This is a genomic window from Polaribacter sp. AHE13PA (assembly GCF_019278505.1).
In the GTDB taxonomy this organism is placed as follows: Bacteria; Bacteroidota; Bacteroidia; order Flavobacteriales; family Flavobacteriaceae; genus Polaribacter.
In genome coordinates, this window is the sequence record NZ_CP058985.1 from 2,714,572 (window position 1) to 2,731,777 (window position 17,206).

Annotated in this window: 9 protein-coding genes; 5 read left to right on the forward strand and 4 right to left on the reverse strand. The window is 29.9% G+C overall.

The window, feature by feature from the left end; translation table 11 throughout:
* Positions 1-49: 49 nt before the first annotated feature.
* The 3 genes from H0I28_RS11640 to H0I28_RS11650 all read left to right on the forward strand — a co-directional run bounded on the left by H0I28_RS11640 (position 50) and on the right by H0I28_RS11650 (position 4,610).
* Entirely contained in the window at positions 50-3,427 is a 3,378-nt protein-coding gene (locus H0I28_RS11640; RefSeq protein WP_218759215.1) for a hypothetical protein, read from the forward strand.
* Positions 3,428-3,479: 52 nt separating this feature from the next.
* A complete protein-coding gene (locus H0I28_RS11645) occupies positions 3,480-4,043 on the forward strand; it encodes a DUF3575 domain-containing protein (RefSeq protein WP_218759216.1) in 564 nt (187 codons plus the stop codon).
* Between the two features lie 63 nt (positions 4,044-4,106).
* Positions 4,107-4,610: a DUF3575 domain-containing protein gene (locus H0I28_RS11650; protein WP_165731828.1), complete on the forward strand. Its 504-nt coding sequence runs from the start codon at positions 4,107-4,109 to the stop codon at positions 4,608-4,610.
* Between the two features lie 294 nt (positions 4,611-4,904).
* Here the strand turns inward: H0I28_RS11650 and H0I28_RS11655 are convergent, their stop codons facing one another.
* Positions 4,905-6,074: a hypothetical protein gene (locus H0I28_RS11655; RefSeq protein ID WP_218731653.1), complete on the reverse strand. Its 1,170-nt coding sequence runs from the start codon at positions 6,072-6,074 to the stop codon at positions 4,905-4,907.
* Between the two features lie 120 nt (positions 6,075-6,194).
* A complete protein-coding gene (locus tag H0I28_RS11660) occupies positions 6,195-8,900 on the reverse strand; it encodes a TonB-dependent receptor (RefSeq protein WP_218759217.1) in 2,706 nt (901 codons plus the stop codon).
* 337 nt (positions 8,901-9,237) lie between these two features.
* On the opposite strand from H0I28_RS11660, the gene H0I28_RS11665 reads away from it, so the two are divergent.
* Together H0I28_RS11665 and H0I28_RS11670 are read left to right on the forward strand one after the other, a co-directional pair.
* Entirely contained in the window at positions 9,238-10,446 is a 1,209-nt protein-coding gene (locus H0I28_RS11665; protein ID WP_218754546.1) for a porin, read from the forward strand.
* 82 nt (positions 10,447-10,528) lie between these two features.
* Positions 10,529-12,784 carry an inorganic phosphate transporter gene (locus H0I28_RS11670; protein ID WP_218754547.1) on the forward strand — a complete coding sequence of 752 codons (2,256 nt, stop codon included), beginning with the start codon at positions 10,529-10,531 and terminating at the stop codon, positions 12,782-12,784.
* 367 nt (positions 12,785-13,151) lie between these two features.
* Here H0I28_RS11670 and H0I28_RS11675 read toward each other — a convergent pair whose 3' ends face one another.
* Together H0I28_RS11675 and uvrC are read right to left on the reverse strand one after the other, a co-directional pair.
* Positions 13,152-15,353, reverse strand: a complete 2,202-nt coding sequence (locus H0I28_RS11675) for a patatin-like phospholipase family protein (RefSeq protein WP_218759218.1) — start codon at positions 15,351-15,353, stop codon at positions 13,152-13,154.
* The gene (gene uvrC, locus H0I28_RS11680) at positions 15,350-17,146 is read right to left on the reverse strand and encodes an excinuclease ABC subunit UvrC (RefSeq protein ID WP_218759219.1); all 1,797 of its coding nucleotides are present in this window, start codon (positions 17,144-17,146) and stop codon (positions 15,350-15,352) included. Before uvrC ends, H0I28_RS11675 begins: the two co-directional genes overlap by 4 nt.
* Between the last annotated feature and the right edge of the window lie 60 nt (positions 17,147-17,206).

Below are 17,206 nucleotides of genomic sequence, written 5' to 3' on the forward strand. Positions count from 1 at the left end.
TTTCAAACATTAAAAAACATATTTTTACGTTTAGAACATATAGTTTTTTATGATTCAAAGAGTTCTCTTCTTCTTTTTACTTTTTATTGGATTCTCAATCCAATCTCAAACTGTATCTAAAGATTTTAGAGTGCAAAAATATTTGATTGTAAAAGATACCATTCAATTAGATTCTGTTGCTTTAAATCCGCAGAAATTTAAAGTAGTCAATGCTTTCTCAAAGGAGATTCCATTTTCTGAATACACAGTCGATTTTAGCAATGCCGTTTTAATTATTGATTCAACAAAACACACAGAAATTACGGTTGAATATTTTAGGCTTCCAGATTTTATTACCAAAGTTTACACACCTTTTGATGATAAATTTATCCTACCAAATGGCACAAATACGGGTAAATTATACAGTTTAACCACCAATAAAAAAGCATCGGACATAAAATTATTTGATGGTTTACAAACCAAAGGATTTATCACTAGAGGAATTACTTCTGGTAATAACCAAAATGCAGTTACAAACTCTGCTTTAGATTTAGAAATATCGGGTAAACTCTCTAAAGACGTTACCTTAAGAGCCAATATTTTTGACACCAATATTCCCATTCAAGAAAATGGATATTCACAAAATATTACTGATTTCGATCGTATTTTTATTGAAATGTTTACCGATAATTGGCGCGTAAAAGCAGGTGATATTTCATTACAAAACACCAAAAGTTACTTCTTACCTTTTACCAAACAAGTTTCTGGTTTATTGGTAGAAGCCCAGCTAAACGACAATTTTAAAGTTGCTGCTTCTGGTGCAGTTGTAAGAGGACGATTTAGCTCGTATAACATTACAAGTGTAGAAGGCAACCAAGGTCCTTATAAAATTTTAGGAGCCAATAATGAAACTGCTATTTTAATTATTGAAGGTAGCGAGAAGGTATTTATCAACGGAATTCAGATTAAACGTGGAGAAGAAAACGATTATACCATCGATTATAATCTTGGAGAAATAGAGTTCAACACTACTTATCCAATCACCAATGATATGAGAATTCAGATTGATTTTCAGTATTCAGAAAGAAACTATACGCGTTTTATAACATATGATGAAGCTTCCTATGAAGGTGAAAAATTTAGCATCGCTGGTTATTTTTATTCGGAGAATGATGCTAAAAACCAACCAATACAACAAAACTTAACAGATGTACAAAAGCAAATCTTAGAAAGTGCAGGTAACAATACAGATTTAATGATTGCAGAAAGTGCCTATGAAGATGCTTTTAATGATAATAAAATCTTGTATAAAAAGGTACTTAATGGAAGTGAAGAAATTTTTGAATATTCCAACAACGCTACAGATGAATTGTACACGGTAACTTTTTCTAATGTTGGTAACAATTTAGGAGATTATGTTTTAGATGAAACCACAGCAATCGGTAATATCTTTTTGTTTGTGGGCACAAATCAAGGGAGTTACAATCCTATCATCCGTTTAACTCCACCAACAAAATCTCAGTTGTTTATCGTACAATCTGCATACAATCCTTCAGAAAAAACGATTATTAATACAGAAGTTGCACTTAGTAATAATGATGCCAATTTGTTTTCTACCATAGATGATGCCCAAAATAAAGCCATTGCAACAAAGGTAAATTGGCAGCAAACTTTAATTGATAAAGAATGGAAACTACAAAGTAATGTAAGCCATGAATTTGTACAAAATAATTTTAAAACCGCTCAACGTTGGGAATCTGTCGAGTTTAATAGAGATTGGAATATTTTAACCAACGACGCTACTAAAAGTTATTTTCAATCGGAATTTAGTTTACAAAATAAAAAGGAAGATTTTATTTTATATCGATACAACAACTTAACATATAAAGATATTTTTTCTGGTAACAAACATGAACTACAATCTAAAATGAAGTTAAAAAACACTTCTTTTTATGTAAATGGTAGTTTTTTAAAAAATACCTCAACCACAGAAGATAACTCCTTTTTTACAGCAAAAGCGAAAGCAGAACACGATTTTAATAAAAAATGGTTGGGTGCGTTTATTAATTTTGAAACCAATAGTAGAAAAGATATTACTTCACAAGAATTTATCAATACAAGTCATAAATTTAAAGAATATGAAACTTATTTTGGTATTGGAGACTCTACCAATGTGTTTGCTAAAATGGGGTTTAATTACAGAAATAACGACAGTATAAAATCGAATAGTTTTACAGAAATCAACAATAGAAAAACGTTTTACATCAACAGTAAAATCATTCAGAACAAACAAACCAATTTAAGTGTTTTTGCCAATTACAGACTTACAGAAAACAAGTTTACAGACAATGAAAAATCGTTAAATTCTAAAGTTGTTTTTAATCAGGAATTATTTAATAGTTTTATCAATTTAGGAACCGTTTATGAAACCTCATCGGGTAACGTTGCCCAACAAGAATATATTTACGTAAAAACAGAACCTGGTTTAGGCTATTATACTTGGATAGATTATAACAGCGACGGCGTTAAGGATTTTGATGAATTTGAAATTGCAGAATTTCAAGACCAAGCAGAATATTTGCGTTTACCAAAACCAAACTTACAATTTATTGCTACGCAACGTGCAAAATTTACACAGTCTATAACATTAAATCCAAGAATTTGGAAAGCTAAAAATGGGATTAAAAAATTGCTTTCTAATTTTTACAATCAGAGTTTTTTAAGTGTAGAAAATGAACAGCAAAGAATAGGAAATTCTTTTAATTTTAATCCTTTTGATTTTGATGAAAGTAAACTGATTAGTTTAAATTTCAGTCTTAGAAATAGTCTTTATTTCAATAGAAATCTTCAAAAATATAGCACAACCTACACCTACGGAAAAAATAGAAATAAGCAACAATACTTTATAGGAAACCAAGAAAATAACATTGAGTTACATCAGCTAGATTTTGCACATAAATTTGCAACTTTTTGGTTGCTTGAGTTAATGGGTAAAACCGCTGAAAACGATTTAAAAACAGCCAATTTTAACAATAGAAACTATACAATTAATGCCATCGAATTTCAACCAAAAATTAGTTTTTTATACAATGACAGCAATCGTTTAACGGCTTTTTATCACTTTAAAAACAAAGAGAACCAACTGGGAGATTTTGAACATTTGAAGCAACAAAAATTCGGAATTGAATATTTCTACATCAACAGTAAAAAGAATCAAATTTCTGCCAACGCAAACGTGTTTTTGAATGACTTTACAGGAGATACGAACTCGCCCGTTGCCTACCAAATGTTAGAAGGTTTACAAGATGGAAAAAATTACACTTGGAATCTTTTATTCAATCAAAAATTAAATACTTTTTTAAATCTAAATTTATCTTATTTGGGTAGAAAGAGTGAAAGCACAAAAACAATCCATACCGGAAGTGTGCAATTAAGAGCTATTTTTTAGAAACTTGGGTCCTTTTTTAATACGTTTGTTACATCAACCAAAAAAATCTATTATGAAAAAAATTACATTATTTCTTTTATTGTTTACTTCAGCAATTTCTATTGCTCAAGAAAAAGAAGAACAACATCCACAAGACATCAATAAAAAACACGAAGTAAAATTAAATGTATTAGGTGCGCTAGCTTTTGAATGGATAGATGTTTCTTATGAGTATTTAATTAATGATGAATCTTCTTTTGGAGTTGGAGTTCTAGTTGGGTTTGACAAAAATGAAGATGTAGATGAGTATCGAAAATTTTCTTTAACGCCTTTTTATAGAAGATACTTCTCTAGCAAATTTGCCAGAGGTTTTTTTGTAGAAGGTTTTGGAATGTTGCATTCTTATAAAAACAATAATTACGACTATTATATTGATGGTTATGGAAATTATAATAGTTCTTATAATGGAGATACTAAAACGGAATTTGCTGTAGGTATATCTGTTGGAGGAAAATTTATTTCTAAAAAAGGCTTTACAACAGAAATATATTTAGGGTTAGGACGCAATTTAGGTGGAGATAACAGCTCTTTAGAGGCTGTAGGTAGAGGTGGAATCTCTTTAGGATATAGATTCTAAAACCAATCTTATTTATTAGATTTGCACTCTATAAAAATCATTAAATACAAAAAAACAAAAAACATGAAAAAATTACTTTTAGCTTTCGGACTTTTAGCGAGTACTTTAAGCTACGCACAACAAGAAATTAAATTAGACATTGGAGATGCATTGGTTATAAAAAGTTTAGAGTTTTCTTATGAAAACTACATCTCTGAAAGTTCTTCTTTTGGTATTTCTGCTTTATTTAACTTAGCCAATCAAGATGATAGTTTTAGATACAATGAAAACACTATGATTACACCTTATTACCGTAATTATTTTTCTACAAACGAAGAATGGAACTTTTTTGGTGAAGCTTTTTTAGGAATCAATTCTGGAAAAGAAGAATCTGATGAAGAAAATAACCCTGGAGTTTACGATAACAAATATACAGATGGTGCCTTAGGTGTTGCTGTTGGTACAAAGTATATTACAGGAAGTGGTTTAACTATTGATGTACACGCTGGTGTTGGTAGAAACTTATTTGGATCTGACTCACCCACTTTAGTACCTAGATTAGGTGTTAATATTGGTTGGAGATTCTAATTTAAACATCTCTTATAATTTATAAAACGCACTCTAGAGTGCGTTTTTTTTGTTACATATAGCATTGTACTCTATTTAAACGAACTATGCACTTAATTTTAGACCCTTAAAAGAGTCTTATATACTTTAACAATAATATATAATCATTACAAAAAATAGTTTACTCACTCTTTTAAGTAAAAACAAACTGTAAATAAAGCACTCACTATTTCTTCTTATATGTAACTATAAAACATAAAAAAAGCAGGCTTAAAAGCCTGCTTTTTATTAAAGTAAATTATTTATTATATCTTCTTAGAAGTTATAACCAGTCCAAGAAAATACAGAATTATCTGCTCCACCAGTTGTACCAGCTGTTAAAGTAATACTAGCTCCACCAACAGTAGTGTTTTTTACATCTGTAATATCTAAACCGTTTGCAGTGTTTGCAATACCAGTTATAGTAGTAGACTCTGTAGAATCAGATTTACTATCTTGTAAATCTACAACATCTCCAAATAATGCTCCAGCTCCTAAAGCTAAATATGCGTTTGTAATAGTTGCAGTAGCATCTCTTCTAATTTTAATACCATCAGACATTTCTACACCGTCTGCATTATTAATAATTGTAACACCATTGATAGTAAAATTAGATTCGTTAATATCAGAAGGAGAGTTTCCATCTAAGTTACCATCAGCTTCAATTCCTCTTGGATCAGAAGTTACAGCAGTATAACCATTTTCTCTAACTCCGTATAAGTTTGTACAAGTACCAACATAACCTTGAGAAAAATCGAACATATCATCTTTTGCGTTTACAACTAAAATGTTAGATACATTTACAGTACCTCCAAAAAATTCTATACCATCATCATCACCATTAAAAATAGCAATGTTAGAAATTGATGTACCAGCACCAACTCCGTTTAAAGTTAAACCATTATGTTCTGCTTCATCATCAATTCTTGCACCAGTATACTCCATGATTACATAATCTAAAACTCCTGAGTTATCATCAACATCAGAACCTCCAAATAAAATTGAATTTTTAACTTCTGTTGCAGCATTACTATCTGCCCCAGATTGTCTACTTAAAGGAGCATTACCGTTTAAGATAATTCCACCCCAATCTCCTGCATTTGGAATAATTGCACTAGATGTAAATTTAATAGGGTTCTCTGCAGTACCATCTGCTATTATTTTACCTCCTTTTTCTACCAAAATATAAACATCTGTACCACCTGCTAAAGCATTAACTGTTGTACCAGCTTCTATTGTTAAAGTTGCGCCAGATTTTACTAAAAGTGCTCCTGTTAAGTTATGAGCAACACCAGAACTTAAAGTTAAATCAGACGTTAAATTTCCTGCTAAGTTTTGTGCAGTTACTTCTCCCCCAACAATTACTGCAGCATCATCATCACTTAAAGAACAACTACTTAATACTAAAGATGCAATTGCAACGATTGATAAAATTGATTTTTTCATTTTTGTTTTTATTAATTTATTTAAATTGTTTAGTTTTATTAACTTCTGCAAAGTTGCACTTACAATGTCTATTTTGTTTTATCTAAATCTTAAAGAATTGTTATTAAAACAAGGGTTTCTTTAGAAATTGTAAGCAAATCCTAAACTTAGGTTAACACCTTTTTTATAATTTCTTAACACAATATTTTCACCTCCATCAAAACCAGCTCTAGTTAACTGATAATCTGGGTTTAATATATTTGTTGCTTTTAATTTTATACTATAATTGTTATTAAAGTTATAAGAAGAAACCAAATCTAAAGTTGGTATTCCTTTTTCTAAAACATTTTCAAAACCTCTTGTACCAATAGAGTATACTCTTTCACTAAAATAATTAAAGACTACAGAAGACATAAAAGTGTTGTCGTTATATTTTTTATTGATAGAAATATCTGCATTTAATAAAAACGGTGTTGCTCCTTCTAAATCACTCGTTGCATTTGTAAACTGAGCTATAGAGCTTTTATCTAAATCTACATTAGAAACTAAAATTGAAGTATTTAAACCACCTACAATTTTTAAATCTTTATCTTCTATTTCATATAAGTTTTTTCTTGCTTCTATTTCTAAACCATATACAGAAGCATTACCAACATTTAAATACGTTAATGTATTACCACCAGAAGGAATTTCTGTTCTTGCAATAGAGTTTTGTATGTTTTTATAAAAACCTGTTACCGTTACTAATTCTGATGATGAAAAGTAGTATTCGTATTTTGCATCAAAATTATAATCATCAGATGGTTTTAAATCTGGGTTACCTTGAGATGAAAAACTGATGTCTTGATATTTAAATGGTGCAGTTTCTTTAAACTGAGGAAATGTATAAGATTGACTACCTGCAATTCTAAAAATACTATTATCGTTAAAATTATATTTTATATTAAAACTTGGTAAAACGTACGTATTATCTAAATTTGATGCACCGTCTACACCAGATTGTGCAATGTTGGTATTATAAGTAACTCTTTGTTGAATTTTTTCGAATCTTGCTCCTGCAGAAGCTATTAAATTATCACCAAGTTGATATACTAAGTTACCAAATGCACCAAATATTTGTCTTTTACCTCTGTAAGTAAATGGTAAAAACGCAGAAGGATTACTAGAACCACCTCTACCTGTTTCTAAATCGAAAATATTATTATCTATAGAAGATTGATTAAAAATAGCATCTGGATCTTCTAAATCTATTTCTACTCTACTAGAAAAATCATGATTAAAAATTGTTGAAGAGAATAAACGTTCTGTATATCTGTAATCTCCACCAAATTCTAAAACACTAATATCTTCGTCATCTTCTTTTAATTTATAAGAAAATTTTCCTTTAGCAGCATAATCATTTTCTTCTAACTTTGCAAAGTAACGTTCATTTTCTCCGGCAGAACTTGTTTGAGGACTATAAAAATCATCTCTAAAAAGATACTTATTAGTTCTTCTATCTGGCTCACTACCTCTAATAAAATTTAAAGAACCTTTTGCCTCAAGATTTAATCTATCAGACAATTCTATGTTTCCAATAAGTTGGTTTACATACAACTCATTATTATTAGTTTGTTGTCTTCTTTGGTATTCTAAATCTCCGTCTTGTTCTGGGTTGTTAGACCCTAAATAATCTCCAATAGATTGTTTGTTGTTATGAATAAACAAGTGGTTGTATGCAATACTATGCCCTTCTTCAAACTTATACTTTAAGTTTGCCATTAAGATTTGCGACACATTATATTCATATTTTTGAAAATCTTGATCTTGAAAAACATCTCCAGAACTTGTTGTTTGTTTTATATTACCATCAACATAATTATAACTTCCATCAAAACCACCAACAATAAAAAAGCTAAAAGAATCTTCTCCAATATCAAATTTCTTTCCACCTGCAAAAGAAATACTATTATTTAACTGAAAATCTTGGTTTTGAGGTTTCCAAGAATTATTAAAAGAATACTTTGTTAAATCATTTACAGGAATCCCTGTACTCTGAGTTCCAAATCTATTTGTACCATCTATAGTTAAAAAATTTTTAGACACAGTTTGTGTATTTGCACCCAAAGAAGCGCTTACACTTAATAGACTCTTTTTAACCAATTCTTTAGAAACGATATCTATGTTTGCTCCACCAACATCTCCACTAAGATCTGCTGTAAAAACTTTATTTACACCAATATTTTTAATAATGCTAGTATCAAAAAAGTCTAAAGAAATGTTTTTGTATTCTGGGTCTTCAGAAGGCAAAGGCAATCCGTTTAAAGTTGTAGAATTATATCTATCTCCTAAACCTCTTACAATTACATTTTTAGAACCTTTAGAAACTCCTGCCGTTTTTGTTACCGCTCCTTCTGCATCAGAAACACCTTTGGTTGCTAATTCTTGTGCCCCAATTGTAGTCTTTATAGAAACTGCTTTCTTTTGATCTAAAATTAAAGCGCTTAGTTTTTCTTTACTAGTAGAAGACATAATAACCACCTCTTCTAAAGAAACGCCTTCTTCTGCAGATAGTATTTGATTAATTGTTACAGTCTCTCCTGCTGCAATTGTAATTGGCTTTTCAATTGTTTTATATCCTAAAAAACTAAAAACAACAGTATGACTCCCTGCTGGTACGTTTAAAGTATAATTTCCATCAAAATCGGTAGTTGTACCCATTGCGGTTCCTTTAATAAGAACGTTTGCAAAAGGCAATGGTTCGTTGTTTGTTTCCCCATCAGATAATATACCCTTTAATGTACCTGTACTTTGTGCTAATAATAATTGGCTAAAAGCTAAAAAAGTAATAAATAAAAATTTTTTCATTTTTTTCGTATAATTTACTGCCGCAAAAGTCCATCGCATTTGTAAATTCTATGTTAGCTTTAAATTATGCTTGCATCACAAAAACATTAACTAAATGTTAAGCGAGTATAAATCGTTAACATTTTTTTAATTTTGAAAAAACATTCATTTTAATTTTTGGTGAGATATTTGAACTATTCTTTAGAAATAAAGATTACCATAAATTAAATTAGTTTTTGTCGACTACAATTTATGATCTACTGCCTCTCACCAAGGCAGTTTTTTTGTTTACTTAATACTAAATTAACATTAATTTAACATTGTTAACAGTTCTTTGCATCGACAAAAACTAATAATTATGCAATCCCCAGCACTACGTAAAGTAGTAGTTCTCATTATTATGTGTACTTTTTTAAGTATACAAGCACAAGAAACAAACGCACCTAAATTTGGAAATGGCCTCTTTAACTTAGTTGGTAAAGACAGTACCTTTACAATGAAGGTTGGATTAAGATTTCAAACACTAGCAATTTCTAAATGGGATGCAAGTAGTGGGCTATCTAACCCAGAATCTTCTATGTTAATTAGAAGATCTCGCCTAAAGTTTGATGGTTTTGCTTTTTCTCCAAAACTAAAATATAAAGTAGAATTAGGTTTATCTAACAGAGATCAAGCTGGTGCTTCTGAGTTTACACACGATGCACCTAGATATATTTTAGACGCTGTTTTAAAATGGAATTTTTCTGGAAATTTTGTATTATGGTTTGGACAAACAAAGCTTCCTGGAAACAGAGAACGCTTAATCTCGTCTGCCAATATGCAAATGGTAAACAGATCTATATTAAATAGTAATTTTAATATAGACAGAGATATGGGAATTCAATTAAAACACCATTTTAACCTTACAGATCGCTTTCTGGTTAAAGAAACAGTTTCCATTGCACAAGGAGAAGGTAGAAATATTACAACAGGTAATATTGGAGGTCATCAATACACTACAAGAATAGAATTATTTCCATTTGGAGATTTTGCCAGTAAAGGAGATTATTTAGGTAGTGATTTAAAATTTGAAAAAGACCCTAGACTGTCTTTAGCTTTTGCTTACGACTTTAACAACAACGCTTCTAAAACAAGAAGTAACCAAGGTTCTTATATGTATAATGATACTGGTTTTTTCTCTACAAATATTTCTACACTTTATTTTGATGCGATGTATAAACATAATGGTTTTTCCTTTATGGCAGAATATGCAAATAGAAACGCAGACGATGCATTAGCTAAAAATTCTGATGGCAGTTTAACTGGTGATGCTGTTCAGGTTGGTAATGGTTTAAATTTACAAACAGGATATTTAGTATCTAAAACAATAGAAGTATCTGCACGATACACCAACGTAACTTTAGACAAAAAAATAACCGGTGAAGGAGCCGAAAATGAATATACCTTAGGAGTATCTAAATACATTGCAGGTCATAAATTAAAAGTACAAACAGACCTAAGCTATACTGATATTGGCTTTAACACAAACAAATTGCGTTTTAGGCTACAGGTAGATATTCATTTTTAATATCGATTAAGATAACATAAACATAACATTAGCAATTTTATATGTTTGTAAATTTGCACAACAAAAAAATTAAATAAACAAAATGGGAGATCCATATATTTTAATGTTAGTAGCTCTAGCTATTTTAGCTATAGTAGATTTAGTTATAGGAGTTAGTAATGACGCCGTTAACTTCTTAAATTCAGCCATAGGCTCAAAAGCAATATCTGTAAGAAATATTATGATAATTGCAAGTTTAGGGGTGTTTTTTGGAGCAGTTACCTCTAGTGGAATGATGGAAGTTGCACGTAAAGGAATTTTTAACCCTAACATGTTTATGTTCCAAGATATTATGTTCATTTTTATGGCCGTAATGATTACAGATATTTTATTACTAGATATCTTTAACACGCTCGGGATGCCTACATCTACAACCGTTTCTATTGTATTTGAACTTTTAGGAGCTGCCGTTTGTATTTCTTTAATAAAAATATCTGCTAACGAAGCACAATCTATTTCAGATATTTGGAGCTATATTAACCATGAAAAAGCTTTTGAAATTATTAATGGAATACTATTATCCGTTGTCGTCGCATTCTCTGTAGGTGCACTTGTACAGTTTGTATCGAGACTTATTTATACTTTTAACTTTAATAAGAGAGCTACTTATATTAGTGCGCTATTTGGTGGATTTGCAATTACTGCAATTACCTACTTTATCATTATAAAAGGAATGAAAGGAACTCCTTGGTATTCTGATATAGCACATTTAATTGAAGGAAACACATTAGCTATTATTTTAGGAAGTTTTGTTATCTGGGCTATAATTTCTCAAATTTTAATTCAGTTTTTTAAAGTTAATATTTTAAAATTGATTATTGGAGTTGGTACATTTTCTTTAGCAATGGCTTTCTCTGGAAATGACTTGGTAAACTTTGTAGGGGTACCAATTGCAGCATGGAACTCTTACCAGTCTTGGAGTATTTCTGGTATTGAAGCAGATGCATTTTCTATGGGTATTTTAGCAAAAAAAGTACCTTCTAACATTTGGTTATTATTAATTGCAGGAGCTATAATGGTGGTTACTTTATGGACTTCTAGTAAAGCACAAAATGTAATAAAAACAGGTATCGATTTATCTCGTCAGGGAGAAGGACATGAAAAATTTCAGCCAAACCCTTTATCTAGAGTTGTGGTAAGATTTGCAATGGGTCTTAATTTTGGAATTGCTAAAATTTTCCCGAAAAAGGCATTGAATTATGTAGATTCTAAGTTTCAAAAACCGGTAATAGAATTACCGAAAGATAAAACATACGAATTACCTGCTTTCGATTTAGTAAGAGCTTCTGTTAACTTAATTGTTGCTGGTATCTTAATATCTATTGCAACTTCTATGAAATTACCATTGTCTACTACTTATGTAACATTTATGGTTGCTATGGGTACTTCTTTGGCAGATAGAGCTTGGGGACGTGAAAGTGCAGTTTATAGAGTTGCCGGAGTAATAAATGTTGTTGGTGGATGGTTTTTAACCGCAATTACAGCCTTTTTAGCTGCAGCTTTAGTAGCATATTTAATTAGTTGGGATATGGTTATGATTCCTATTCTATTGGCGCTTGTTGCATTCTTAATTGGAAGAAACAGTCTAATTCACAGAAGAAAATCTAAAGAAGTAAAAAAACAAGTATATATAGAAAGAGCAGAATTAATTACTATTAATGGAGTAATTGAAGAAAGTGCAGATCATATTTCTGAAGTTATAAACCGTGTAAATAAATTATATACCAATGTGGTAAATGATTTAGCAAACCACGATTTAAATAAATTACGTAAAACAGACAAACACGTTGCCAAACTTAATGATGAAATAGATGGTTTAAAAGATGGCGTTTTCTATTTTATTAAATCTTTAGATGAAACGTCTGTAGAAGCAAGTAGATTTTATATTATGGTTTTAGGCTATTTACAAGATATAGCGCAATCTATTAGTTATATTTCTAGAGCAAGCTACAAACATGTAAATAACAATCATAAAAACTTAAAGAAAGGTCAAATAAAAGATTTAAAAACTATTGATGTTGCTTTATCTGCTTTATTAACTAAAGAAGCGGCTATTTTCGAAAATAGAGAATTAGACAATTTAAACAGCCTATTAATAGAAAAGAATGAGTTGTTACAAAGCGTAAGATCTTCTATTGAAAAACAAGTTGCAAGAATTAGAACAGATGAAACTAGTCCTAAAAACACAACTTTATACTTTAGTGTATTGTTAGAAACAAAAGATTTAATTAAAGCTTTAATGAGCTTATTAGAAACATATGAAGAGTTTCACTTAAGCACAAAACAAGTAAAATTATAATCTATTTATAAGTAACAAAAAAAACCATGAAGAGTGCTTCATGGTTTTTTTTTGCTATTTACTTTTTAGCTTTCTAAATACAATTGTTCTTAAGTATAGTGAATAGCAAGCAAACAGTAACAACGTGTAAGTTAAAGGTGTTTAAAAGCATAACTACACACAAATAACAGGCAAGCCTTATACTTCTTATTCCATAATGAAATTCTTTATTATGAGGTTTTAAAACCTAGACACGTTTAATATCCATGTCTATTTCGTTTAGTATACAATGGAGTAATTACAAAAGATAAATCTAGTATAAGAATAATATTAACAGGTAATAAAAGTTAATTTTAGAAGGGTATTACTAATATTTATAGCCTTATTTCTAAAACCAAAAACCTAAATTAAACAACCAATATTGTTCTTTGTTATCTGGAGACCAAGTATATTTTATTTCTAAAGGACCAACAAAAGAATTAAAACTATACCCAACAGCGTAACCAGATTTAACATCAGTAAAAAGGTCTATGTTTTTAAAAACATTTTTATCTAAACGTCCGTAATTGGCTATAAATATTGCATAATGTTTACTAGCAAAAGCATATCTTAAATTAAACTCGGTTTTTATATAAGTATTATCTGAAAGCTCCCCAAACTCATAGCCGTAGAAAGGCACAAAAGTGTTAATATAGTTCTGGTTATATCCTCCCAAATAAAAATCAAAAACATCAGAATCTACATCGTTTAATGTAAAACCAGCTTCACTTGTTACTTGTAGCGTAAGTTTATCTAAAAAAGTAGTAGCAAAACCTAGAGTTCCTTTTGTTTGGGCAAATTGCGAGAAATCATCATTATGATCTGATGAAACCATGTACCACTTAAAGTTTAAGTCTGCAAAATATCCTTTTGTAGGAAAGTATTTTTTATCATAAGAATCTAACTTTAAATAGCCAAAAGAATTAAAATAGTTACTATTATCAAAAACAGTAGCTTCATTAGCTTCAGAAGCAATTGTTTCTGTAGTTGCTTTTACATATTTATACTCTACACCTAAACCTAGAGCAAATCTTCTATTAAAAGTTGTTTGCAGAAAAAATTGATTGGTAATATCTGTATATTTTAAATTAATACTGCTAACAGTAGGAAACTGAGATATAATGGAATTAAACTTAGAGTTTGTTCTAAAATGATTGTACCTAGATCTAAAACCATAACTAACATAAAATCCATTATCTACAAAATAATCTAAATTATACCTTAAATTATCTCCTAAAACAAGGTTCAAAGAAAGCATATCATTATTCAATAGAAAGTGTTTCTTATTATAATTTGCCAAAAGACCAGACTTATATAAATAATCATAATGGACACCTAATTTTAGATTAGCACTCCCACTTGATTCGTTTAAATTCAATTTTAAGTTATACGTATTATCTTCTTTTTTAATTAAATTATACGTTATTCGTTCGTAATTTTTTGTAGCGGATAAGAGGTGAATTCTTTTTGTAATTTCCTTTCTTGTTAAACTATCTCCTTTTTTTATCTTTATTTTACCTAAAACAAAAGCTCTTGTATAGATATTACTACCAGACAAATTAATATCCGTAATTGAAAATTTCTCTTTATCAAAATTTAACTTTTTACGTTCTCTTTTATGTACTTGTTTTTCTGCTAATTTTTTAAAAACATTGCTAAATTTCTTTCCTTCTTTAATTCCTATTTCTAAAATATTTTCTTTGTCATCAAAACTAACCACATTATAATCATTGACAACGGGATGAATATAAACGTCTAATTTTTCTTTTTCTATGTCTGTAGTTTTATACATCTGATAACTAACTATCTGATTTAAGAGAGCCACAATAGAATTAAGATTCTCTTTTTCATATAAATTACCTTCCACATCAACTCCTATCACAACATCAACTCCTTTAGATTTCATGATACTAATAGGAAAATTATTAGCTATCCCGCCATCTACTAATAATTTATCATCTACAACAACCGGATTTAATAACGTAGGGAAAGAGCCACTAGCCCTTAAAGCCAAAGGCAAAGAACCCTTTTCTAATAAGACAGGACGCCCATTTTCTACATCTGTAGCAATACAAAAGAAAGGAATAGGAAATTTTTTAAAATCATTAATAAGTTCTACTGATGATAATAATTCTGTTAAAAAATTTAATACATTCTGACCTTTAGAAACTGCCACCGGAAAACCTATGGAGCCTTTGTTAACAGGCAAAGTAATTACTGTTTTTTCGCCAAATTCTTTTTCAAAAAAAGGTTCAGAATTTCGAGGCAACTTATCTTGTAAAAGTGTCATAAAATTGGTTTCTAAAACAATCTGCTCTATCTGGTCACCAGAATATCCTATTGAATATAAACCTCCAATAATTGCCCCCATACTGGTACCACCTATATAATCTATTTGTAAACCAGCTTTATCAATTTCTTTTAAAACCCCAATATGAGCAAAACCTTTTGCGCCTCCTCCACTTAGAACCAAACCTACTTTTGGTTGCTTTTCTTGACTATTTAGAGTTATAGAAAGCAACAATAAAAATGCTAATATTTGTTTTTTCATTTTTTCTTAGGTTGAAAATATTCATATACTTTTATAGCTCTTGCGTTTCCTATAACTTCTTTTAGTTCTTCTAAAGTAGCTTCTTTAACACGTTTTGCCGACTTAAATTTACGCAATAAGGTTGTAATAGTTTGCTCACCAACATCTGGTATTTGTTCTAACTCAGATTTTATAGCACTTTTACTTCGTTTATTTCTGTGAAAGGTAATTCCGAATCTGTGTGCCTCGTTTCTTAGATATTGCGTAATCTTTAGTGTTTCAGATTTTTTATCTAAATATAAAGGTATTGGATCTCCTGGATAATAAATTTCTTCTAATCTTTTTGCAATTCCTATAATGGCTATTTTGCCCCTTAAACCTAAACTTTCTAACGCTTTTAAACCAGATGATAATTGTCCTTTTCCACCATCCACAATAATTAATTGAGGCAAAGGTTGTTCTTCTTCTAACAAACGCTTGTATCTTCTGTAAACAACCTCTTCCATAGATGCAAAATCATCTGGTCCGTCAACTGTTTTAATATTGTAATGTCTGTAATCTTTTTTACTTGGTTTTCCGTCTTTAAAAACTACACAAGCTGCAACAGGATTTGTTCCCTGAATGTTAGAGTTATCGAAACACTCTATATGACGTGGCTCTACAGATAAACGCAAATCTTTTTTCATTTGCGACATAATTCTTTTTACATGTCTGTCTGGATCTACAATCTGTACCTGCTTAAATTGTTCTTGTCGATAATATTTTGCATTTCTTTCAGACAATTCTACAATACGCTTTTTATCGCCTAATTTTGGTACGGTAACTTTTAATGTTTCACCTAAATCTACTTTAAAAGGAACATAAATTTCTGGCGATTGAGAATCGAAACGTTGTCTAATTTCAACAATAAACAATTCTAATAACTCTTTATCCGTTTCATCTAACTTTTTCTTAATTTCTGTAGTGTGAGACTGAATAATAGATCCGTTAGAAATTTTTAAGAAATTAGCATATCCATGTGTTTCATCAGAAATAATAGAAAAAACATCTACATTATTTATAGACGGATTTATAATGGTACTTTTAGATTGATAATTGCTTAATAGATGAAGTTTCTCTTTAATTTTCTGTGCTTCTTCAAACTCCATTTTTTCTGCAAAATCTAACATCATTTCGTTAAACTTCTCTAAGCTTTCTTTAAAGTTACCTTTAATAATATTTCTAATTTCTACGATAGAATTATTGTAATGACTCTCGGTTTCTAAGCCTTCGCAAGCACCTTTACAATTTTTTAAATGATACTCTAAACATACTTTATACTTTCCTTCATTTATATTTTGATGGCTTAAATCGTATTTACAGGTTCTTAGCGGATACAACTCCTTAATTAAATCTAACAGAACCCTAACCGTTTTTATAGAAGTATACGGACCAAAATATTCCGAACCATCTTTTATAACTCTTCGGGTCATAAAAACTCTAGGAAAACGTTCTTTTTTAATGCAAAGCCAAGGATACGATTTATCATCCTTTAGTAAAACGTTGTAACGCGGTTTGTATTTTTTAATTAAATTGTTCTCTAACAATAAGGCATCTGTTTCTGTATTTACAACAATATGCTTTATACGAACAATCTTTTTTACTAAAACTCTCGTCTTGCCGTTCTCATGATTCTTATTAAAATAAGAAGCCACTCTTTTCTTTAAATTTTTAGCTTTACCAACATAAATAATAACGTCTTCTTTATCAAAATACTGATAAACTCCGGGTTCATTTGGTAACGTTTTAATTTGTAGTTCTAAGGGTGTAGGCATGGAACGAAATTACACATTTTTAAACATCCGGAATATAAAAAGAAGTTTAAAAAAAAGAGG

What these genes read in the sequence shown, in the direction of transcription:
- H0I28_RS11640 (WP_218759215.1), top strand. Translation starts at nt 50, where the DNA reads ATGATTCAAAGAGTTCTCTTCTTCTTTTTACTTTTTATTGGATTCTCA.
- H0I28_RS11645 (WP_218759216.1), top strand. Translation starts at nt 3,480, where the DNA reads ATGAAAAAAATTACATTATTTCTTTTATTGTTTACTTCAGCAATTTCT.
- H0I28_RS11650 (WP_165731828.1), top strand. Translation starts at nt 4,107, where the DNA reads ATGAAAAAATTACTTTTAGCTTTCGGACTTTTAGCGAGTACTTTAAGC.
- H0I28_RS11655 (WP_218731653.1), bottom strand. Translation starts at nt 6,074, where the DNA reads ATGAAAAAATCAATTTTATCAATCGTTGCAATTGCATCTTTAGTATTA.
- H0I28_RS11660 (WP_218759217.1), bottom strand. Translation starts at nt 8,900, where the DNA reads ATGAAAAAATTTTTATTTATTACTTTTTTAGCTTTTAGCCAATTATTA.
- H0I28_RS11665 (WP_218754546.1), top strand. Translation starts at nt 9,238, where the DNA reads ATGCAATCCCCAGCACTACGTAAAGTAGTAGTTCTCATTATTATGTGT.
- H0I28_RS11670 (WP_218754547.1), top strand. Translation starts at nt 10,529, where the DNA reads ATGGGAGATCCATATATTTTAATGTTAGTAGCTCTAGCTATTTTAGCT.
- H0I28_RS11675 (WP_218759218.1), bottom strand. Translation starts at nt 15,353, where the DNA reads ATGAAAAAACAAATATTAGCATTTTTATTGTTGCTTTCTATAACTCTA.
- uvrC (WP_218759219.1), bottom strand. Translation starts at nt 17,146, where the DNA reads ATGCCTACACCCTTAGAACTACAAATTAAAACGTTACCAAATGAACCC.